Genomic DNA, 20,877 nt, shown 5'->3' with positions numbered 1-20,877 from the left:
GCCAGAAACACCGCCGCGGTAGAACCGAGTGCAACGGGAAGCAGCCCCTTGCCCCAATAGGCAAGGGCTAACGCAGTGAGCAAGCCTGCAACAGCCGACGCCAAATTCGCCGTTGAAAATAAAATCTCGGGGAAGGTCATGGCGGCGAGTACCGCGTAGGGAACGTACTGCAGAAAAGACTTGATAAAGCGGTTTTCAATTTTTCGTTTCATAAAAGTAAGGGGGATCATGCGCGGGATATAGGTGACAAGCGCCATAATCAAAACCGCTGTTAAAATTCTGGTGTAATTCATGGGTTCACTGCCTCCTCGTCGTTACTATCCACAGGGTAGCGTAGAGCGGCATAAGCCGAAGCGACCACTGCACAGATGATAATTTTCCAACCGCTTGACAGCTTGCTGAAAAACGGTACCCATTTGAGGATACAGCTTAAAACCACCGAGACAGCAATGACAAGGGCGACAGGCTTTACTTGGCGCGCGGGGGGTACGATTATGGCAATAAACATACCATAAATGGCAATACCCAAAGCACTGCGCAATGCCATTGGCAGCAAGCTGGTTGCGGTTGCACCAAACAAGGTGCCCAGCGCCCAGCCCCAGTATGGCGTAAAGCCCAGCCCGGCAAGATAGGCGGCGGTGATCAGCCCTTTTTCCTGCATAGCCACTGCAAAAATTTCATCGGTTACAACGAAAGAAAGTGTGCCGCGCTGCAGCGTCGTCATATCAGGAGCGGCTTTTTGCGATAGTGACAGAGACATGAGCATATACCGGATATTAATGATAAAGGTGGTGACGGCAATTTCGAGGTAACCGCCACCCGATAAAATCAGAGCAGTTCCCGCAAATTGCCCCGCTGAGGTTAGGTTCGTCATCGAAATCAGCAGTGCAATCCAAAACGGTAGGCCGTTCTCCGTACACATCATACCAAAGGTGAACGAGACCGAAAGATACCCGAGGCAGATGGGTACACCATCTTTTAGGCCTTTTATAAATGCATTCTTTTTGTCCACAAGTATAACTCCCAAAGTTGTATTTTAAAAACGAAAGTAGAGGAATGGAATGTTTTGTCTCTTTTTGCAGTGTTTTGGGTTATAGTGAAAACTTCCTGCATGCCTATCTTACATTTTCGCTTCATATTTTACCATTGTCGGCGCAAAATAGCAAACTGCTGCTTTTGCCTTTTGGTGACGGCTGGGGAAGGTTAAACAATGCAGCCCTAAAATTTTGTGAGTAAATATGCATAAAAAAGCCGGAGAGTATTCTACAGCTTGGGCGCAATTATTTTTATTTAGCTGGTAGAAGATGAAATTCTACTAATTATCATGATAGTTTTATATCTTCCTTTTTTATTTTTTGTTATTCTTTTAGTAAGAGAAAAACTGAAACTTGGATAACGGAGGAGAATTTACGATGCAAAGAAATATGAAAAAATGGCTGGATGAAATGCTGAACGCGCCCGTCAAAAAAGCGATGCCTGTTTTGTCCTTTCCGGCAGTTCAACTTATGGGCATTACGGTAAGGGAGCTTATCTCCAGCAGCGACGTCCAATCAAAAGGTATGAAGCTCGTGGCAGACCGCGTGGCTTCGGCGGCTTCGGTTAGTCTAATGGATTTATCCGTAGAGGCAGAAAGCTTTGGTTCTGAAATCCGCTTTTCCGATGATGAGGTGCCCACGGTCATTGGCAGCATTGTCTCGTCGGAGGAGGATGCAAACGCGCTGAAGATACCAGAGGTTGGCTCGGGCCGCACCGGAATTTACATTGAAGCGGTTGAGAAAGCGGTAAAAATGATTGAAGACCGTCCGGTTCTCGCAGGCGTCATTGGGCCATTCTCGCTGGCTGGGCGACTGATGGACGTGACCGAGGCAATGATTTACTGCTATGAGGAGCCAGACATGGTTCATACCATCCTCGATAAGGTAACTACGTTTCTCACGGAATACTGCAAAGCGTACAAGGCGACAGGTGCCAACGGTATCGTGATGGCAGAGCCATTATCCGGTCTTCTTTCCCCTGCTCTTGCTGAGGAATTTTCCGGCCCGTATGTCAAACGGATCGTTGATGCCGTACAGGACGACAATTTTATTATTATTTATCACAATTGCGGAAATGGTACCATTAAAATGATCGATTCCATTCTCGCTACAGGCTCTGCTGCTTACCACTTCGGAAATGCCATCGACATGGAAGAAATGATGACCCATATCCCGGCAGATACGATTGCCATGGGTAATGTGGACCCGGCCGGTCAGATCAAGAACGGCACAGTGGAATCAATCCGCAATGCAACGCTCTCTGTAATGGAAGCCTGCTGCAAATACCCGAATTTCGTCATTTCATCCGGCTGCGATATTCCCCCTACCTCGAAATGGGAAAACATCGATGCGTTCTTTGAGGCGGTAGATAGCTTTTACAGCAGATAAAGCCTTGTTTCAAAACGAACGGTATCAGCTACGATAAACAAGCGAAAAGAAAGCGAGATCATTTTTGGTGATCTTGCTTTCTTCTTTTTGTTGCGTGTGCTATAATGTAGCAAAAGAATAAAAATAAATGCCGTTTTTCAAATAACAGAGGGGAGTGTCTGTATCGAATGAAGCCGAGCAGAAGAATGCCAAGAGAAGATGCTGTTGAAATTTTAAAAAACGGAAAGTACGGAGTGCTTTCGACCTCCTCTGAGGATGGGATGCCCTACGGTGTGCCAATCAACTATTTTTATATCGAAGAAGAAAATGCCATCTATTTTCACTGCGCTCTCAAAGGGCGCAAAACAGACAATATACAAGCAAACAATCGCGTTGCCTTTGTGGTCATCGGGCAAGAGGCCGTTGTTGAAGAACGGTTTACCACCCATTACGAGAGTGTGATGGTGAGCGGTATAGCAACTTTTGTTACCGATTTGGCTGAAAAGGAAAAGAAACTCAATCAGCTGTGCGATGCATTGACTCCATCGGCTGTTGCACGGCGAGCAGAAGTGATACAGAAATATTTGCCTGCGGTTGCCATTGTTAAGCTGGAAATTTGCGAGCTGACAGGCAAGCGCAACAAAGATAATTAATAAATACAGAAACGCTGTACCGCCAAGCCGCGGAGTACAGTGCGTTTAAGGATTGTTGAATCAGTGAACCCGCAGCTTACCGTAATGGTAGCCTGCGGGTTCGTTTGAGCTTTTGCAGTTGGAATAAAACAAATAATCAATTCGCTCCGTATTGGGGCTTAATGATAGAACCGATTCTATATTATTTTAAATGGGTGATTCAATGAAAAAGAAATTGAGATTTAAGTTGCTGCTGCCGATGCTGTGCTTGTGTTTGGGGCTATGCGCTTGCAGCTTTAACCCTGCGAGTATCAGCGATTCAGCGGGTGGTGGCGACAGCAAACAAGACACACTTGCTTTGCAGCAAATAAGCGGAACACTGGAAGATGCGACAATGAACACGGTTACCGTCCGTGCAGACGATAAGCTTTACACCTTTGTAAAAAGCGATGAAACAACAGTCCAAGGCGACCAGGGGCTGGCCTTAAATCGGAGTGTTACGCTAACCTATTCAGGGGAATTGGATGACAGCCAACAAAACCAAACGGCACAACTGGTTGAAATCGTTATCCCCGATAGAACCGATTTGGAGCGCGCACAAGAGATACTCAGCACCCTGAGCCTGGAGGAAAAGGTAGCTCAAATGTTTATTGCGCGCTGCCCCGAGGATAAGGCTGCCGAGCTGGCAAAACAGTATCAGCTTGGCGGGTATATTCTTTTTGCAAGAGATTTTGAAGAAAAAAACGGCGACGAAGTCAAGGCGAACATCCAAAGCTATCAAAATTCCAGTAAGATACCAATGCTCATCGGCGTAGATGAAGAGGGGGGCACGGTAAACCGCGTAAGCTTGTACCCGCAGTTCCGAGCTGTTCCGTTCGAGTCGCCCCAGCGGCTGTATCAAAAAAATGGATTTGACCTGATTGCCCAAGACACCGAGGAAAAATCCGATTTGCTCAAATCCCTCGGAATCAACGTTAATTTCGCACCGGTGTGTGATGTATCTACAAATCGCAGCGATTATATTTACAATCGTTCTTTTGGCCAAAGCCCTGAATTAACTGCCCAATACGTTGAAACCGTTGTTAAAACAATGAATGATCATAATATGGGAAGCGTGCTAAAGCATTTTCCGGGCTATGGCAACAACAGCGATACCCATACCGGTATCGCCTACGATAAGCGGAGCTATGAAAGCTTTTTAAACAGCGACTTTAAACCCTTTATTGCCGGAATCAATGCCGGAGCGGGTTCTGTACTGGTTTCACATAATATTGTGTCGTCTATCGATGCAGCATACCCAGCCTCTTTGTCGGCAGAAGTTCATCGCATTTTAAGAGAAGATTTAAAGTTTGACGGTGTTATTGTGACGGATGAGTTAAGTATGAACGCTATCCGAAATTATGTAAACGCCGAAGAAGCGGCAGTTCTCGCGGTGGAAGCAGGAAACGATCTGCTTTGCTGTACTAACTTTGAGGAGCAGATACCCGCTGTAGTCAAAAGTGTTGAAAACGGCAGGATATCGGAGGATAGAATCAATGAGTCTGTCATCCGAATTTTGCTTTGGAAATTGAAGCTCGGCATCACCGAATAAATTTTTACAGGTATATTGGTTTTTTTATTACAGATTTACAAGATTTGCACCAGCGCTCTTATCCAACATTTTTTATAAGGCGTGGTCTTGGCTGTAAGCCCAGTAAATTCTGTTAAAAAGTAAAGGAATCAGATATAATAAAAGTAAAAGGTTTGGATTTGGAGAAAACAAATGAAAATTCTGATTGATGCAGATGGCTGCCCTGTGGTAGACGAGGCCATTCACCTTGCGCAGCAGCATGGGACGGAGGTCATTATCCTGTGTGATACCTCACATGTGTTTGAGCGTGACGACGCCCGCACCATCACCGTTTCTAAGGGGGCAGACAGTGTGGATTTTGTTCTGGTAAATATGGTGCAAAAGGGTGACCTTGTCATTACGCAGGACTACGGGCTTGCCGCAATGTGCCTTGCAAAGGGCGCGGTGCCGCTCAGCCAAAACGGTATGGTCTATACCAACGACAACATCGATTCTCTGTTACTGGCGCGGCATACCGCGAAGAAAATTCGCAATGCGGGCGGCAGGTTAAAAGGTAGCACCAAGCGCACCCGCGAGCAGGATGAAGCGTTTGTTACCGCTCTTTCTGCTTTGCTTTCATCCAAACGCTCATAACCAGCCTGTTCGGCAGCAGTTTTGCTGTGAGCCTGTGCAGCTTGTTAAAGCCGCCGCATACCGAGATATCCTTGTGCCGGCAGGTGTCGCGCAGGGCTTTTGCCACAACCTCGGCGGGGTCTTGGATAAACGCAAAGTTGTTCACTGCCTGCGGGTTGGCGGTGGATTTGGCCGTTTCAAAAAACTCGGTTTTCATCCAGCCTGCACACACTGCGGTGCAGGTGATACCGCGTGGTTTCAGCTCAGCATGCAGTGCGCGCGAATAGCTTACCACAAACGCCTTGCCTGCGGCATATACTGCCATATCGGGTAGCGGCTGAAACGACGATGTGGATGCCATCTGCAAAATGCTTGCACCTCGTTTCATATAAGGCAGCACTGCGCTTGTCATTGCCACCAGCGCGCGGCAGTTCAGGTCGATCATTCCCAGCGCCTGCTCATCGCTGATTTCGGCATAGCTGCCGAATTTTCCGTAGCCCGCACAGTTTACCAGCAGGGTTACATCCGGCTTTAGCGTTGTAAGCTGCAGCTTAAAATCAGCAATGCTCTGCGGCAATGCAAGGTCGTAAATAAAAATACGCACCGGTATTTTAAGCTCCTTTTGCAGCTGTACAAGCCGATTTTCGCGCCGAGCGATCACCCAAAGCTCGTCTATGCCACGGGCTTTAGCGGAAATTTGCTGAACGAACTCTCTGCCTATGCCGGAGGATGCACCTGTAATAATTGCTGTTTTCATTTATATCACCGTTTTTTCTAAAATTTTACTCTTATTATAGCACAAAAAAAGCAGGTGTTTGCGCTGTTTTCTGGTATTTAATTAATACGTCCATGCAACAGATTTCTTTTCATTTGAAATAATTTATGATATAATAAAAAAGATATTCAGCTTAAAGGCTGAATGCTGCGTATACCTATATTATTAAGAAAGACAGGGGACGTAGAAATGGATAATACATGGGATTTATTGCTTGCGCTCGCATTTTTGGCGCTGGGTGTTGCATTCCGCATGGGTAAGTGCACAGACTGGGTTTTGGGCAAGGATGAAGCTGTGCGTGCAAAGTATAACGAAGAGACATCAATGCGCTTTTTTTCAATACTGATGTTTGTCCTTTCCGCCTGCAACTGGATTTCAGTTTTGGGCAGCAGCCTTAACAATACAATTGTGGTGATGGTAGGTATTGGGCTTAACCTTATTGTGCTGGTTGTGGGTATGACATACTTTTTAAAGAGTAAAAAATTCCGGAAATAATATACAGAAAAGCCTGCATTTCGTATACCAAAATGGAACAGCAATTCAAATGATTCGATTGATGATAGAAAAATGTCTTTTGCGCTCTTGCGCAGGGGGCATTTTTTTTGTCTTTACGGCAATGATAATAGCAACTTTTCTCATTCAATGAGGTGATACTATGAATATTCCGTTAATTGATCTTGCGCGCCGTTATGCCGTTATCAAACCACTGGCAAATAAAGCGGTGCTGGATGTACTGGAAAGCGGACATTATATACAGGGCGAAAATGTAAAAGCGTTTGAACGCGAGTTTGCCGCTTATCTCAGTGTAGGGAACGCGGTTTCGGTGGCGAACGGTACCGATGCTTTGATTATTGCGCTCAAAGCTCTGGGGATTGGGGACGGTGATGAGGTACTGACAAGCCCGTTCACCTTTTTTGCCACAGCGGAGGCGATCTCTGCCGTGGGAGCGGTGCCGGTGTTTGTGGATGTGCGCCCCGACACCTGCAACATTGACGAAAGCAAGCTGGAGGCAAAAATAACCCCCAAAACCAAAGCTATTATGCCGGTGCACATCTTTGGCCTGCCTGCCGAAATGGATGTGATACACCGCATTGCCAAGCGTCACCGCCTATATGTAATTGAGGATGCCTGCCAGGCGGCGGGCGCTGTGTATATGGACAAAAAAGCGGGAGCGTTGGGGGATATCGCCTGCTTCTCGTTCTTCCCAACCAAAAACCTTTCCTGCGCGGGCGATGGTGGCATCATCGTTACAAACTCGTCGCGCCTTGCGTGTATCTGCCGCGCCTTGGCAACGCATGGCAGCGGCGAAAACGGTCACCGTGCCTACAACTACATCCACCACACCGATGAACCTATTACCTCACACACAGTCGGAGATACCGTTTATCAGCCTGCAAAGTATCACAACTATCTCATTGGGGGCAACTCCAGGCTCGACGAGCTTCAGGCGGCAATACTGCGCATCCAGCTCGCTTATCTCGACCAAAACACGGTGCGGCGCAACATCATTGCCGGGTTTTACGACAGTGCGCTGCGGGGGCTGCCGTTAACGCTGCCTCTAAGCCCCGGCCATATACGTCATGCCTACCATATGTATGTGCTGCAAAGTGAGCGCCGAAACGAAATTGTAAAGCACCTTGCTGAAAAAGGCATTGCCACAGGCATTTACTACCCTGTACCGCTGCATTTACAGCGTGCCTATGAGAAGCTTGACAGTGGGCAGGGCACACTGCCTGTGGCAGAGGCTCTTGCAAAGCGCACGTTTGCCATCCCCATGTTCCCCGAGCTTACCGACGAAGAGGTCGAATATATTGCACAAACACTGCGGGGTGCATGCGAATGAGTACACAAGAGAATCACGGCAGTTTACCTGATTTAAAAACAGGAAAACTATGGGATGCACATGAGTCGGCTTATATCGATGAGCCATGCAGCATTGGGGCGGGTACAAAAATTTGGCACTTTTCACATGTCATGCAGGGTGCAGTAATTGGTGAAAACTGCAGCCTTGGTCAGAACGTAGTCATATCCCCGCAGGTGATTTTGGGCGATGGTGTACGTATTCAAAACAATGTTTCGGTTTATACCGGGGTTGTGTGTGAAGACGATGTGTTTCTTGGGCCCTCCTGCGTGTTTACCAATGTAATCAATCCGCGCAGCTTTGTACCACGTAAAGATGAATACCGCCAAACGCTCATTCGGCGGGGCGCATCCATCGGTGCTAATGCAACCATTATTTGCGGCAACAAGATAGGGTGCTATGCCTTGGTAGGTGCGGGTGCTGTGGTAACACGCAGTCTGCCCGACTTTGCGCTGGCGGTGGGTGCCCCCGCCCGCGTGGTAGGTTATGTGTGCCGCTGCGGAGAGAAACTAATATTTGAGCGGGAGACCACAATGTGCACCGCCTGTGGAACAACCTATGAAAAACAGGGCGAACTGGTGAAGGAGAAATAATAGATGGATATAAAGAAACAGCTGCTGAGTAAAATCGCAGAAAAGCAAATAATAGTCGGCGTAGTGGGGCTAGGCTATGTGGGGCTGCCGCTTGCTGTAGAAAAGGCAAAAGCAGGGTTTCGCACCATTGGGTTTGATGTGCAGCCAGAAAAGGTGGACATGGTGAACAGTGGGCACAACTACATTGGCGATGTGGTGGACAGCGACCTCAAAGCCCTTGTAGAACAGGGTATGCTGCGCGCCACCAGCGATTTTTCACTGGTGGCGCAGGCAGATTTCGTTGCCATTTGTGTGCCAACCCCGCTGGATGACCACCAACAGCCCGACATCAGCTATGTGCGTAACAGTGCCATTGCGGTGGCTTCGTACCTAAAAAAGGGCGGCATTGTGGTGCTCGAATCCACCACTTACCCCGGCACCACCGAAGAACTGCTGCTGCCGATTTTGGAGGAGGGCTCGGGGCTTACCTGCGGCAAAGATTTTTACCTTGGTTTTTCACCCGAGCGTGTCGACCCCGGCAATGTAAAATACAAAACCAAAAACACCCCTAAGGTGGTTGGCGGCGTGGGTGCAGATGCAACACAGGTGATTGCTGCAATGTACCGCGCTGTGCTGGAGGGAGACGTGCTCGAGGTATCTTCACCCAAGGTGGCAGAGATGGAAAAGATTCTCGAGAACACCTACCGCAACATCAATATCGGGCTCGCCAACGAAATGGCAATCATCTGCGACAAGATGAAAATTGACGTGTGGGAGGTCATCGATGCCGCGGCGACCAAACCTTATGGCTTCCAGCCGTTTTACCCGGGCCCCGGGCTGGGTGGGCACTGCATTCCGCTTGACCCTTACTATTTGACATGGAAAGCGCGTGAGTTCGATTATCACACCAAGCTGATTGAAACAGCGGGTGAAATCAACCGCTATATGCCGCAGTATGTGGTGGAACGCTGCAGCCGCATTCTCAACCGGCATGGGCAAACCCTCAGCGGCGCGCATATTCTGGTGCTGGGCATTGCGTACAAGCAGGACATCGACGACTACCGCGAAAGCCCCGCACTCAAGGTAATTGAGCAGCTTGGCAACGAAAGTGCAAAGGTTGCGTATTACGACCCGCACATACCCAAATACCAATACAAGGGGCAGGTGCGTTATGGTATGGAAAAACTGGATGCGGATACGGTAGCAGAATTTGACCTCGTAGTCATCTGCTGTGCACACAGCGCGGTGGATTATAATATGATCGCCGACCATGCGAACCTCGTGTTCGACACCAAAAACGCAACCAAAAACGTTGCAAACCGAGAAAGCATCGAGAGATTGTAGCAGGGCGGCACTTACTATAAAAATAAGGGGAGAAGCAGAATGACCTACGCATTGATAGGCTGTGGAAGAATTTCGCCCAACCACATTGCGGCGGCACAAAACAACGGGCTGGATATTACCGCCTTGTGCGATACTCAAAATGAAAATATGCAAAAATTAATCGATCAGTTTGGGTTAAAAGAAGTGCACTGCTACCGCGATTACCGAGAAATGCTGCAAAAAGAAAAGCTCGACCTTGTGGCGATTGCAACCCCAAGCGGTATGCATGCCGCCATAGCGCTCGACTGCATTAACAGCGGCTGCAATGTAATTATTGAAAAACCGGTGGCACTTTCGCTCGAGGATGCCGACAAGCTGATTTGTGCTGCAAAAGAAAAAGGTGTGGTGGCGTGTGCCTGCCATCAGAACCGTTTTAATAAGTCGATTCAAAAGCTGCACGACGCTGTAAAAAGCAATCGTTTTGGCAGGCTCTACTACGGCGTCGCCAATGTAAGGTGGAACAGAGGGCTTGACTATTACAAGCAGGCACCGTGGCGAGGCACCTTTGAACAGGACGGCGGTGCCTTGATGAACCAGTGTATTCACAACATCGACCTGCTGCGCTGGATGATGGGGGATGAGGTGAGCGCAGTGTGCGCGGTTACCGCCAACCAAGCACACCCATTCATCGAGGCGGAGGATATGGGGCTTGCGCTGGTGCGTTTTGCAAATGGCAGCTTTGGAATTATCGAGGGCACCACCAATATTTTTCCTGAGAATCTGGAAGAAACGCTTGCCATTTTTGGTGAGCAGGGTACTGCTAAGGCGGGCGGCAAAAGTGTCAATCTGTTGGAGGAGTGGCGTTTCGGCGATGGGCTTGACAGTGCCGATGAGGTAAAACAGTCGTACCGTGAAGCGCCGAAGGGTGTGTACGGTTTTGGTCATACACCGCTTTATCAGGATGTAATCAACGCAATTACAGATAAGGTTGAGCCTTCTATCCCGCTGGAAGCGGGCAGACGCGCGCTTGAGCTGGTGCTTGCCATCTACCGTTCGGCATACGACCGGCAGTGGGTACAACTGCCGCTGCAGCGTGGCTCTACGCTGGATTACCTGGAAAAATTATAGTATACTGTAAGCAATGTGCACCTAAAATTCGACAAGACTATGCGTTATTTGGCAAGAGTATGAATAGAACAACTGTTCACCTAGTGTTATAATAAGTATTATAACTTGGCAAAGCCATGTTGTTAAAAATATGTTAAAAAAGCTAGAAAGCATTGATTTTTGCCGCTATGGAACGTAAAATAAGCTATTCTGTTGTTTTAAAAAGCAAATTGCACAACGAGAAAAGGGGCTGAAAAACGCCCCTTTTACATATACTTTTAAGTAATAAACTGGCTAAAGGAATAAAAAAGAAGGTGTACATATGAGCCTGCATGTAGGAATTGATATTGGCTCCACAACCGCTAAGGTTGTGGTGATGGATGATAGTAAAATAATTTTTAAGCACTATGAGCGTCATTTTTCACAGGTGCGCCAGAAAACTGCCGAAATTTTAAAAAGCGCAAAAAGCATGATTGGCGGACGTAGCTTTACAGTTGCAATCTCCGGTTCGGCAGGCTTTGGTGTTGCAAAGGCGGCCAACCTTGAGTTTATACAGGAGGTTTTTGCAACAGGCGAAGCGGTGCGCCACTCCGGTGAGCAGATTGATATCGTCATAGAACTCGGCGGTGAGGATGCAAAAATTCTCTTTTTGACCGGAGGTTTGGAGGAACGCATGAACGGCACCTGTGCCGGTGGTACGGGTGCGTTTATTGACCAGATGGCCACACTGCTGGATGTTACAACGGACGAGCTTGATCGGCTCAGCCTGCAGGCGCATCGCCTTTACCCCATTGCATCGCGCTGCGGTGTGTTTGCAAAATCCGACATTCAGCCGCTGCTCAATCAGGGTGCGGCGAAAGCCGACATTGCAGCGTCTATCTTTCAGGCGGTGGTGGATCAGACCATTACGGGGCTGGCACAGGGCAGAAAAATTGAGGGGCGTATTGCGTTTCTCGGCGGCCCGCTGTTCTTCTTTAAGGGTTTACAAAAGCGTTTTATCGAAACGCTTCATCTCACCGAAGAAAATGCGCTTTTTCCCGACCTGGGTCAGTTCTCGGTTGCCATTGGTTCAGCGGTGTTTTCAGGCAAAAGCACGGAGCAGCTTACCTTTGATGAACTGCTCACCCGCGTAGAGGATTCCACCAATGAGATACGCAGCTCACGCTACCTAGAGCCTTTGTTCTCGGATGAGGACGATTACATTGCCTTTACCAATCGCCATGCGGCGGCAACCACCCCGCAGGTTTCCATTGAAGATTACCATGGCAACGCTTACCTTGGCATTGACTGCGGCAGTACCACCACAAAGGTGGTGCTCATCACCGAACAGGCTGAAATTTTATACAGCTACTACAGTTCGAACCGTGGCAATCCGGTCGATATCATCAAAGAACAGCTCATGGCGATATGGCAGCTTTGTGCCGACCGCGTGTTTATTCGCGCAAGTGTTGTCACCGGCTACGGTGAGGAACTCATCAAAAGCGCATTTGACATCGATGCAGGTATCGTAGAGACCATGGCGCATTTTAAAGCGGCAAAATTCTTCTGCCCCGAGGTTGATTTTATCCTCGACATCGGAGGGCAGGATATCAAGTGCTTTCAGGTCAAAAACGATTCAGTCGATTCTATTATGCTCAACGAGGCATGCTCCTCAGGCTGCGGCTCATTCATCGAAACCTTTGCGCGCAGCATGGGCTATGAGATAGAAGAATTCTCAAAGCACGGTATTTTTTCACAATATCCGGTTGATCTCGGCTCTCGCTGTACGGTGTTTATGAACTCATCGGTCAAGCAGGCGCAAAAAGAGGGTGCGGGTGTGGACGATATCTCCGCCGGACTCTCCATCAGTGTTGTGAAAAACGCGATCTACAAGGTAATTCGTGCGCATAGTGCCGACGAACTTGGCGAAAACATAGTGGTGCAGGGCGGCACATTTTACAACGATGCAGTGCTGCGCAGCTTTGAAAAAGAGCTTGGCAGGCAGGTGATTCGCCCAACCATTGCGGGGCTGATGGGTGCTTACGGTGCTGCATTGTACGGCAGGGATATGAATCTCAATAAATCCACCACAATGAAGCCGGATAAATTGGCAGTATTTGCACATACCTCCAAAGCCGCGCAATGCGGGCTGTGCACCAACCGCTGCAACCTTACCATCAATACGTTTACCGACGGCAAAAAATACATATCGGGCAACAAGTGTGAGCGGCCTCTCGGCATTAAAAAATCTGCCGAGCTGCCAAACCTCTATACCTATAAATTGAACCGCATTAAGGCCTTGCAGCCGGTGGAGGGCAAGCGGGGCAAAATTGGCATTCCATTGGGGCTGAATATGTTTGAGAATATTCCGTTTTGGCATGAATTTCTCACCTATCTCGGCTTTGAGGTGATACTTTCGGATATTTCCTCAATAGAGCTTTACAACAAAGGGCGCTACTCCATTCCGTCCGACACTGCCTGCTACCCCGCCAAGCTGATGCACGGGCACATAGAAAGCCTGCTCGAAAAGGGCGTAGATACCATCTTTTACCCCTGCCTCACCTACAACTTTGATGAGGGCAAAGGTGACAACCACTACAACTGCCCCGTTGTGGCGTACTACCCCGAGCTAATGCGTGCGAACATTACAAAGCTGCAGGAGATAACATTTTTGTACCCCTACTTCGGGCTGCACAGGCGGAAAGATTTTGAGAAAAAGGCGTACCAATATTTCAGTAAACACTACGCCGGTATCACCCGCAGCGAGATCAAAAATGCCGCAGAAAAAGCATACGACAACTACTATAAATGGCAGAGCGACCTTAAAATAGAGGGTGCAAAGGCAATAGAATATGCGCGCAGGAACAAGCTGCAAATGGTGGTGCTTGCGGGCAGGCCTTATCACATCGACCCCGAAATTAACCACGGCATCGACAGCCTAATCAGTTCGTTTGGCATTGTGGTGCTTTCTGAGGATTGCGTGTCGGATTTGGTATTGCCGCAGAGGGTGAATGTACTCAACCAATGGACCTACCATACACGCTTATACAACGCTGCCAAATACTGCACCCTGCACAGCGATACCGAGCTGGTGCAGTTGGTTTCGTTTGGCTGCGGAATCGACGCCATTACCACCGACGAGGTACGCGACATTCTGGAGCGCGGTGGCAAGCTGTACACGCAGCTTAAAATTGATGAGATCAATAACCTTGGCGCAGTCAAAATCCGCATTCGCAGCCTGCTCGGTGCGATTGATGAACGCCGCAGCAAAGCGAAAGGAGGAGACGTTGGTGTATAAAAACAAATCATCATACCCCGTTTTCACCGAGGAGATGAAAAAGACCCATACCATTCTCTTGCCGATGATGCTTCCCATCCACTTCACGTTTATGGAAAAAATCTTGCAGCAGTACGGCTATAAGACCCAGCTGCTCACCAACGACAGCCGCAATATAGTAAACGAAGGGCTGAAATATGTACATAACGATACCTGCTACCCCGCATTGCTTGTTATAGGGCAGATGATAGACGCGCTGAAAAGTGGGGAGTACGACCCCGACAAGGTGGCGCTGATGATTACACAGACGGGCGGCGGCTGCCGTGCTTCCAACTATATTTTTCTTTTGCGAAAGGCGCTGCAAAAAAGTGGTTTTGGCAATGTTCCGGTTATTTCGCTGAACTTTTCAGGCCTAGATCATAGTTCCGGTTTTAAGCTCACCTTGCCAATGGTTATGCGTCTGGTGTATGCAGTGGTGCTTGGCGATTTCTTAATGCTGCTCAGCAACCAGTGCAAGCCCTACGAGCAAAATAAGGGCGATACCGAGGCGATGGTGCGCAAGTGGGAGAATATTATTTTAGAAAGCTGGGGGGATGCCAAACTCGTCAGCTACAAAAAGATAAAGGCGATGTATCCGGATATTCTTGCTGATTTTGCCTCGATTCCCAAAACCGGCGAGAAAAAAGTACGCGTGGGCATTGTGGGGGAAATCTATGTCAAATACTCCCCCATGGGTAACAACCACCTTGAAGATTTTCTGCTGTCCGAGGGTGCCGAGGCAGTTGTACCGGGGCTGATCGATTTCTGCCTTTACTGCATCTACAACGGCATGGAAGACAGGCACCTCTACGGGGGCAAGCGGCTTCCTTATCAGGCGTATAAAATTGCATATCGTTACTTAATCAATAAGCAGCGCGATATGATTGCCATGATTCAAAAGCATGGCGTGTTCGACCCGCCGATGTCCTTTGAAAAAACCAACAAACTGGCAGAACAGTACATCAGCCGCGGCGTAAAGATGGGGGAAGGCTGGCTGCTCACCGTTGAGATGGCCGAACTGATTGAGCAGGGTGTTAAAAATATTGTGTGTACCCAGCCGTTCGGCTGCCTACCCAACCATATTGTAGGCAAGGGCATGATCAATGAAATCAAAGCAAAGCACCCTGATGCGAACATTGTCGCCATTGACTACGACCCCGGTGCAAGTGAAATCAACCAGCAAAACCGCATTAAAATGATGCTTGCAAACGCGACCGACGGGCAGCGCGCACCGGCAGAGCAAGCATAGCTTGGCATGGTTTACCTAATGCTTGCGGTTTTAAAAGGATAGGGGAGTATAGTTTTGTATTGTTTTTCTGAGGTAATTCTATATTTTTCAATCTACAGTTTTCTCGGGTGGGTGTGTGAGTGCATCTATTGTTCCATACCCGCTAAAAAATTTATCAACCGCGGTTTTCTTACAGGCCCGGTATGTCCCGTTTACGGTTTTGGCGCACTGCTGGTAATTTGGGTACTCCGCCCGTTTGCAGGCAGCGCAGTGTTTGTGTTTCTGCTCGGTATGGTGGTGACCAGCGCGCTCGAGTACATCACCAGCGTGGTGCTTGAACGGCTGTTTCACATGAAGTGGTGGGATTACTCGCACTATAAGTTCAATATTCAAGGCAGGGTCTGCCTGCTGAATTCAATTTTGTTTGGCTTGCTTTCCACTTTTGTGATACTCGTGATCCATCCGCCGATGGTACGCATGGCTCAGCGGATACCGACAGCGGCGGAATATGCCCTCGGTAGTATTCTCTTGGTACTGTTTATGGTGGATACCGTTATTTCGGCGCGTACTACATTGCAGCTTTCCGGCAAGCTGCAGCAGCTGCATGTTGTGGCGGAGGAGCTGCGCGAGCGCACCGAGAGCTATAAACAGCTGCTTCAGAAAAACCTTGAGAACAAGCTTGAAAATAAACTGGAAAAACTGCGCGGAGTGGCCGATTTGGAGGAGTACCGAGCGGAGCTTGAACAAAAGCGTGCTGCAGCCGCCGAGCACATTGAACGGCTCAAGGCACGCGTGGCAGAGCTGATACGAAGCGACAAGCTGCTGCATCGCCGTTTGATTGACGCATTCCCCCATTTGAAATCGCTGCGCTACGAGAACACCATAGAAAAGCTTCGTGAGGCGATTAAAGACAGGCAAAGCAATACCCACAAGTAAGCAGAACGCTGCATCAAAAAGAATCTACATAAAGAAAGTTAGTATATATGAATTATTTTCTGGAATATCTGGCAATTAGTAACGTGGTAGGTTTTGTTCTATTTGGCTATGACAAATTTTTGGCAAAGGCACGGCAGCGCCGCATCCCCGAAAGTACGCTGATGATTGTGGCGGCAATTGGCGGGTCGGTGGGCTGCTATGTATCCATGATGCTGTTTCACCACAAAACGCGGCGCTTTAAATTCAAATTCGGAATACCTGCGCTATTCATACTGCAAGTGGCGCTGTATGTACTGTATAAAATTTACCTCTAAGCAGAAAAAGGCTTTGGCGATGGAGATCCCCTCCGTTGCCAAAGCCTTTTTCTATTTCTTTTTGCTGCAAATGGTCAGCCATTCACAGTTTCGGCACACCTCGCAAAGTCTGCCGCGTTGAAGAATATTCTTTTGAACAAGCTGCCGGAACTTGCCCCAAGGTAAAATATCGCCCTCCTGCAAACCGCAAAGGGCAAGGCAGGTGCTATCGTACTGTGCTACCTTTTGCCCCGATTCACACCGGCTGTTTTGATTGTGAGGGCAGCAGCTGCATAGAACATCGGTGGAACAGCGCAGCTGTACCATAAGAGCAGGGTTTTCTGTAAGCTGTGTCAGTACAGCACCCATATTTTCTACAAAATTGCGGCTGTAGCCCTTGCCTTCAAAGTGCTGCAGGCAAAGCCCATGGTGGGGGCGCAAAACAATTGGCTGTTTTAAATTCACCATAGGGTTACAGTACAAAACGCTGCAATCTCGTTACCAGAAATGCCGCTGCAGCAATCTTTAATGCATCCCCAATCAGAAATGGAACAACACATAGCAGAAGCGATTGTATCAGCCCATTCTTTGTTACAAACATAAACCATGCTGTGCCAAGCGCATAGCAAAGTATTAATCCCGCCGCCATTGCAAGCACCAGCTGCCAGTACTTTTTACTCGTTTTTGATGAAATAAAGCCAACCAGCCAAGCCGCGGCAATATACCCCACAATGTATCCGCCGGTGGGGCCAAAAACGATGCCGGGTCCGCCGGTTAACAAGGCAAATACCGGTAACCCTATCACCCCAAGCAGCACATACACAGCCTGGCTGAGCAAAGCGACACCGGCGCCAAGCAGCCCACCTGCAATAAATACCGAGAGCATGGCAAGGTTAATGGGCACAGGGCCAAAAGGGATGGCAAGCTGCGACAGCACCGCTGTCAGGGCAGCAAACAATGCGCAGAGTATCATTTTTTTCGTCGTAAGTGTCTTGGTCATGCTATGTCCTCCAATGTAAACCGTAAAATACAAATTGGTTTACATTGAGTATAATCAGTTGAATTGTAAAAGTCAAGCAAAAATTTTCGCTTTGTAGCACATCCTGTGTGGTACCCATATAATAGAACGGAGATGCTAAACCGACCCACTAAAGAGGTGATGACGATGCCCTTTGATAATAGGGAGATGATGGCAAGGCTAATAAAATGTGAAGCGGGCGGAGAAGGCGAAGACGGCATGCGTGCCGTAGCAACGGTTATTATGAACCGCGCAACGGTGCCATACGGGGAGTTTGCCCGCATCAGCGATGGAGGCAATGTGCGCAACATTATGGAGCAGTACGGGCAGTTTAACTGCATGACCGATACATTGGGTGGCCGCTACAACGCACAAAATATCTGGAATATGTCGCCTGAGCAGATTCACTATGATATTGCGGACTGGGCTCTCGGCGGAGGCAGAATGATGGGTGTTGACCACTCGCTGTTTTTCTTCAATCCATATAGTGATACCTGTCCCCCTTATTTTCCGCCGGGCGGCGTCGGGGTAGTCCATAACCGCGTAAATCAGCACTGTTTCTACATCCCTACAGAAAATTACGCAAAAACATAATTAACAGCTAAAGGAGAGTACCTATGAATGATAGCATGAGCAGGGTAAACCAGAACCCATGGCTTTCCCCAGCGAGCCAAGCGGCATGTCCCGGCTGTTCCACAGCAGCAACACCGGCTACAATGCCAAGTGATATGAACATGTTCCCAATGAGCACAGCGCAGTTTGCCCCCACACAAACAGCGGCTCCGCAAAGTATGATGATGCAGCCGTTCTCACAATCTGCCCTGCCGCAGATTATGAATCCGGTTCCGCGTTCACGGCAAGGCACCATGCAGGTGCCGTTTGGTGCGCCACCCCCATCAACTTCAAACATCACCCCTTTCGAGCCCGGTCAGATATCGTCCCCGTCGGTGGATGGCTTATCACCAACAGCTTTGCCGGGGCTTACAGCCATTAACCTGTTCAATCAGCCTACAGCAGTCAATTTCGAGAGCCTGCAATACCTCAATGGTTTTCTGCTCACCCAAATTGGCAGACAGGTTTCGGTCGAGTTTCTAATTGGCTCAAATACAATGGTAACGAAAAATGGTAGATTGGTAGGGGTAGGGGCCAACTACATTTTAATCAACGAATATGAAAGCGACGATATCGTTGCGTGTGATTTTTACAGTATTAAATTTATTAAGTTTTATTTCTAATAAAAGGGCTTCGGATCGCTCCGAAGCTTTTTTACTGGCGAGAAGTACGATCACGGACCCACGCGCCAAGCGGAGTATTTTAGGGGCGTAATATGGCGCTGGTTATTCCGCGATTGCGGTGAGAAAGATTGTCGGCTTACCGCCAACACAAAAATCATTAACGCCACAGGTTTTGCCGGCATATTCTATGGGTAAGCGACTCTTTTGAAAGGAACACGATTTTATGAGATACGAAATGCGTGAATTTGCATACGATCGGGATAAGGCAGTAGCTTACGCGCACCGGTGGGCCTATTTTCGCAACCCGAACTACTATAATTTTCAGGATATCGGTGGTGACTGCACCAATTATGCATCCCAATGCATCTTCGCGGGCAGCGGCATTATGAACTACACACCAACGTTTGGCTGGTATTATATCAGCATCAGCGACCGTGCACCCGCATGGACAGGCGTGCAGTACCTCTATAATTTTCTCACCACCAACGAAGGTGTAGGCCCCTACGCACGTGAGGTATCGATGAATGAAATTCAGATCGGAGATGTGGTACAGCTTGCCATAGACCGAAACGAGTTTCATCATTCACCCGTAGTGGTTTCCATTACCGATGACACCCCAACGCTGGATAACATCCATATTGCTGCCCATACCAACGATTGCGATTGCCGCCCCCTCTCAAGCTATAATTTCCGAAAAATCCGCTTTATTCATATTGAAGGTGTGCGGTACTTACAAGCCGTAGAAGATTAACAAAAAACCGGGCCGCAAGGCTCGGTTTTTTACTGCAAAGGTGCTATAATATCTGTTGAGGTAATTGCATAGAATACAGTTACAGCTTTTCTAGAGCCAACGTTGAAAGCCGTTTAGCGGTGGCATTTTTAACTATGCATGATAATATATTTATCTAAGTTGAAAAATGGGGTGAAGCAGTGTTTGAAATCAGCAAGATGAAATTTAAAAGCATTTTGGATATTCCAAAATTGACGATTGACCGGCAGATAACCTGTATTGTTGGGGCATCGGGCAGCGGCAAAACTACACTCCTTCGCATGCTCAATCGTTTGAATGCCCCCGATGAGGGCACCATTGTGTACGATGGTGACGACATCTCGCAAATGGATGCGGTAAAGCTGCGCCGCCGTGTGGTTATGCTAGGGCAAACACCTGTGATCTACAGCGGTGATATCCGCGATAATCTGCAAATTGGGTTAGAGCTTTCACAAAAGCTGCCCGCAACAGAGCGGGCATTGCAAGAAAGCCTCGAGCATGTGGGTCTTAGTAAGGCGCTGGATGAGCCCTGCGGGAATCTTTCGGGCGGGGAAAAGCAGCGCCTTTGCCTTGCACGCGTTCTGTTGATGGATGCGGAAACCTACCTGCTCGACGAGCCTTCTGCCGCGCTCGACAAAGAAACCGAGCAGTTCATCATCCAAAATCTCGCCGATTTTGTGCGCGAGCGGGGCAAGCAGCTGATTATGGTGACGCATTCTGAGGCGATTGCCGGGCTCTATCGTGATTCCACGATACGCATAGAGGCGGGCAAAACACGGGGGTATCAACTATGAATGACACAGTGATGGATCTATCTGTTTTACAGCTTTCTCTCGCTTATGTTTTCGTGCTGGTGCTGCTCGTAATTTTTAAAGCGCGCGGTATTAAACGCGAAAAGCAAATACTCATTGCAACCACGCGCATGACCATACAGCTTACGGTTATGGGCTATATTTTGATGTATGTGTTCCAAAACCCCAGCTGGTGGCTTACACTGCTGATGATTTTTATCATGGTCGGCTTTGCCATCTTCAATTCCATCAAGCGGGTTAAAACCGCAATGTCACAGCCGCTCAAACGGCTTGTCGCTATTTCCATGGTATTTGGCTTTGCTGCCACTGCTGCAGTGTTTATTGTCGGTGTGCTGCAGGTGCGCCCGTGGTTTAATCCGCAGTACTTTATCCCTATTTCGGGCATGATTGTGGGCAACTCAATGACAGGGATTTCGCTCGGCGCGAATAAGCTGTGC

At 48.4% G+C, this 20,877-nt stretch carries 23 protein-coding genes; 18 read left to right on the top strand and 5 right to left on the bottom strand.

Going from position 1 to position 20,877, the window contains the following annotated elements; genetic code table 11:
• Both RTV33_RS06175 and RTV33_RS06170 read right to left on the bottom strand, forming a co-directional pair.
• On the bottom strand, positions 1-293 hold a 293-nt coding region (locus RTV33_RS06175; protein WP_312642598.1), incomplete at its 3' end, for an AzlD domain-containing protein.
• Positions 290-1,012, bottom strand: a complete 723-nt coding sequence (locus tag RTV33_RS06170; RefSeq protein ID WP_312642596.1) for an AzlC family ABC transporter permease — start codon at positions 1,010-1,012, stop codon at positions 290-292. The genes RTV33_RS06175 and RTV33_RS06170, both read right to left, overlap by 4 nt.
• Positions 1,013-1,412: 400 nt before the next feature.
• Here RTV33_RS06170 and RTV33_RS06165 point away from each other — a divergent pair, with 400 nt between their 5' ends.
• From RTV33_RS06165 to RTV33_RS06150, 4 genes are all read left to right on the top strand, one after another.
• The gene (locus RTV33_RS06165) at positions 1,413-2,423 is read left to right on the top strand and encodes a uroporphyrinogen decarboxylase family protein (protein WP_312642594.1); all 1,011 of its coding nucleotides are present in this window, start codon (positions 1,413-1,415) and stop codon (positions 2,421-2,423) included.
• A gap of 167 nt (positions 2,424-2,590) precedes the next feature.
• Positions 2,591-3,055 carry a pyridoxamine 5'-phosphate oxidase family protein gene (locus RTV33_RS06160; RefSeq protein WP_312642592.1) on the top strand — a complete coding sequence of 155 codons (465 nt, stop codon included), beginning with the start codon at positions 2,591-2,593 and terminating at the stop codon, positions 3,053-3,055.
• Between the two features lie 202 nt (positions 3,056-3,257).
• The gene (locus RTV33_RS06155; protein WP_312642589.1) at positions 3,258-4,625 is read left to right on the top strand and encodes a glycoside hydrolase family 3 N-terminal domain-containing protein; all 1,368 of its coding nucleotides are present in this window, start codon (positions 3,258-3,260) and stop codon (positions 4,623-4,625) included.
• Between the two features lie 171 nt (positions 4,626-4,796).
• Entirely contained in the window at positions 4,797-5,237 is a 441-nt protein-coding gene (locus tag RTV33_RS06150) for a YaiI/YqxD family protein (RefSeq protein ID WP_312642587.1), read from the top strand.
• Here the strand turns inward: RTV33_RS06150 and RTV33_RS06145 are convergent.
• Positions 5,197-5,973 carry an SDR family NAD(P)-dependent oxidoreductase gene (locus RTV33_RS06145; protein ID WP_312642585.1) on the bottom strand — a complete coding sequence of 259 codons (777 nt, stop codon included), beginning with the start codon at positions 5,971-5,973 and terminating at the stop codon, positions 5,197-5,199. The two genes, RTV33_RS06150 and RTV33_RS06145, sit on opposite strands and share 41 nt — an antisense overlap.
• Positions 5,974-6,180: 207 nt before the next feature.
• Here RTV33_RS06145 and RTV33_RS06140 point away from each other — a divergent pair, with 207 nt between their 5' ends.
• From RTV33_RS06140 to RTV33_RS06100, 9 genes are all read left to right on the top strand, one after another.
• Positions 6,181-6,486 carry a DUF3784 domain-containing protein gene (locus RTV33_RS06140; RefSeq protein ID WP_312642583.1) on the top strand — a complete coding sequence of 102 codons (306 nt, stop codon included), beginning with the start codon at positions 6,181-6,183 and terminating at the stop codon, positions 6,484-6,486.
• 160 nt (positions 6,487-6,646) lie between these two features.
• Positions 6,647-7,834, top strand: coding sequence for a DegT/DnrJ/EryC1/StrS family aminotransferase (locus RTV33_RS06135; protein WP_312642581.1), 1,188 nt, complete (start codon positions 6,647-6,649; stop codon positions 7,832-7,834).
• Complete coding sequence (locus tag RTV33_RS06130; RefSeq protein WP_312642579.1) at positions 7,831-8,445, top strand: acyltransferase; 615 nt, start codon at positions 7,831-7,833, stop codon at positions 8,443-8,445. The genes RTV33_RS06135 and RTV33_RS06130 overlap by 4 nt, the downstream gene beginning before the upstream one ends.
• A gap of 3 nt (positions 8,446-8,448) precedes the next feature.
• Positions 8,449-9,768 carry a nucleotide sugar dehydrogenase gene (locus RTV33_RS06125; protein ID WP_396327226.1) on the top strand — a complete coding sequence of 440 codons (1,320 nt, stop codon included), beginning with the start codon at positions 8,449-8,451 and terminating at the stop codon, positions 9,766-9,768.
• 39 nt (positions 9,769-9,807) lie between these two features.
• Entirely contained in the window at positions 9,808-10,875 is a 1,068-nt protein-coding gene (locus RTV33_RS06120; protein ID WP_312642577.1) for a Gfo/Idh/MocA family oxidoreductase, read from the top strand.
• A gap of 301 nt (positions 10,876-11,176) precedes the next feature.
• Positions 11,177-14,131: an acyl-CoA dehydratase activase gene (locus RTV33_RS06115; RefSeq protein ID WP_312642576.1), complete on the top strand. Its 2,955-nt coding sequence runs from the start codon at positions 11,177-11,179 to the stop codon at positions 14,129-14,131.
• A complete protein-coding gene (locus RTV33_RS06110) occupies positions 14,124-15,398 on the top strand; it encodes a 2-hydroxyacyl-CoA dehydratase (RefSeq protein WP_312642575.1) in 1,275 nt (424 codons plus the stop codon). Before RTV33_RS06115 ends, RTV33_RS06110 begins: the two co-directional genes overlap by 8 nt.
• A 54-nt stretch (positions 15,399-15,452) precedes the next feature.
• On the top strand, positions 15,453-16,313 hold the full coding sequence (locus tag RTV33_RS06105; RefSeq protein WP_312642574.1) for a putative ABC transporter permease: 861 nt from the start codon (positions 15,453-15,455) through the stop codon (positions 16,311-16,313).
• 47 nt (positions 16,314-16,360) lie between these two features.
• Entirely contained in the window at positions 16,361-16,627 is a 267-nt protein-coding gene (locus tag RTV33_RS06100; RefSeq protein WP_312642573.1) for a DUF1294 domain-containing protein, read from the top strand.
• Positions 16,628-16,678: 51 nt separating this feature from the next.
• Here RTV33_RS06100 and RTV33_RS06095 read toward each other — a convergent pair whose 3' ends face one another.
• Together RTV33_RS06095 and RTV33_RS06090 are read right to left on the bottom strand one after the other, a co-directional pair.
• The gene (locus RTV33_RS06095) at positions 16,679-17,089 is read right to left on the bottom strand and encodes a DUF1284 domain-containing protein (protein WP_312642571.1); all 411 of its coding nucleotides are present in this window, start codon (positions 17,087-17,089) and stop codon (positions 16,679-16,681) included.
• A complete protein-coding gene (locus RTV33_RS06090; RefSeq protein WP_312642569.1) occupies positions 17,079-17,606 on the bottom strand; it encodes a biotin transporter BioY in 528 nt (175 codons plus the stop codon). The genes RTV33_RS06095 and RTV33_RS06090 overlap by 11 nt, the downstream gene beginning before the upstream one ends.
• A 165-nt stretch (positions 17,607-17,771) precedes the next feature.
• On the opposite strand from RTV33_RS06090, the gene RTV33_RS06085 reads away from it, so the two are divergent.
• The 5 genes from RTV33_RS06085 to RTV33_RS06065 form a co-directional block, all read left to right on the top strand.
• Positions 17,772-18,218: a cell wall hydrolase gene (locus RTV33_RS06085; protein ID WP_312642567.1), complete on the top strand. Its 447-nt coding sequence runs from the start codon at positions 17,772-17,774 to the stop codon at positions 18,216-18,218.
• Positions 18,219-18,241: 23 nt separating this feature from the next.
• Complete coding sequence (locus tag RTV33_RS06080; RefSeq protein ID WP_312642565.1) at positions 18,242-18,859, top strand: hypothetical protein; 618 nt, start codon at positions 18,242-18,244, stop codon at positions 18,857-18,859.
• Between the two features lie 223 nt (positions 18,860-19,082).
• Positions 19,083-19,610, top strand: a complete 528-nt coding sequence (locus tag RTV33_RS06075) for an amidase domain-containing protein (protein WP_396327225.1) — start codon at positions 19,083-19,085, stop codon at positions 19,608-19,610.
• A gap of 179 nt (positions 19,611-19,789) precedes the next feature.
• Entirely contained in the window at positions 19,790-20,422 is a 633-nt protein-coding gene (locus RTV33_RS06070) for an ATP-binding cassette domain-containing protein (RefSeq protein ID WP_312642563.1), read from the top strand.
• Positions 20,419-20,877: ABC transporter permease (locus RTV33_RS06065; RefSeq protein WP_312642561.1), on the top strand; the 459-nt coding region annotated here is incomplete at its 3' end. The genes RTV33_RS06070 and RTV33_RS06065, both read left to right, overlap by 4 nt.

It is taken from the genome of Hydrogenoanaerobacterium sp. (genome assembly GCF_032017025.1).
Classification (GTDB): Bacteria; Bacillota; Clostridia; order Oscillospirales; family Ruminococcaceae; genus Hydrogenoanaerobacterium.
Note: the sequence above shows the minus strand (reverse complement) of the source record. Positions and strands in the feature narration are given on the sequence as shown.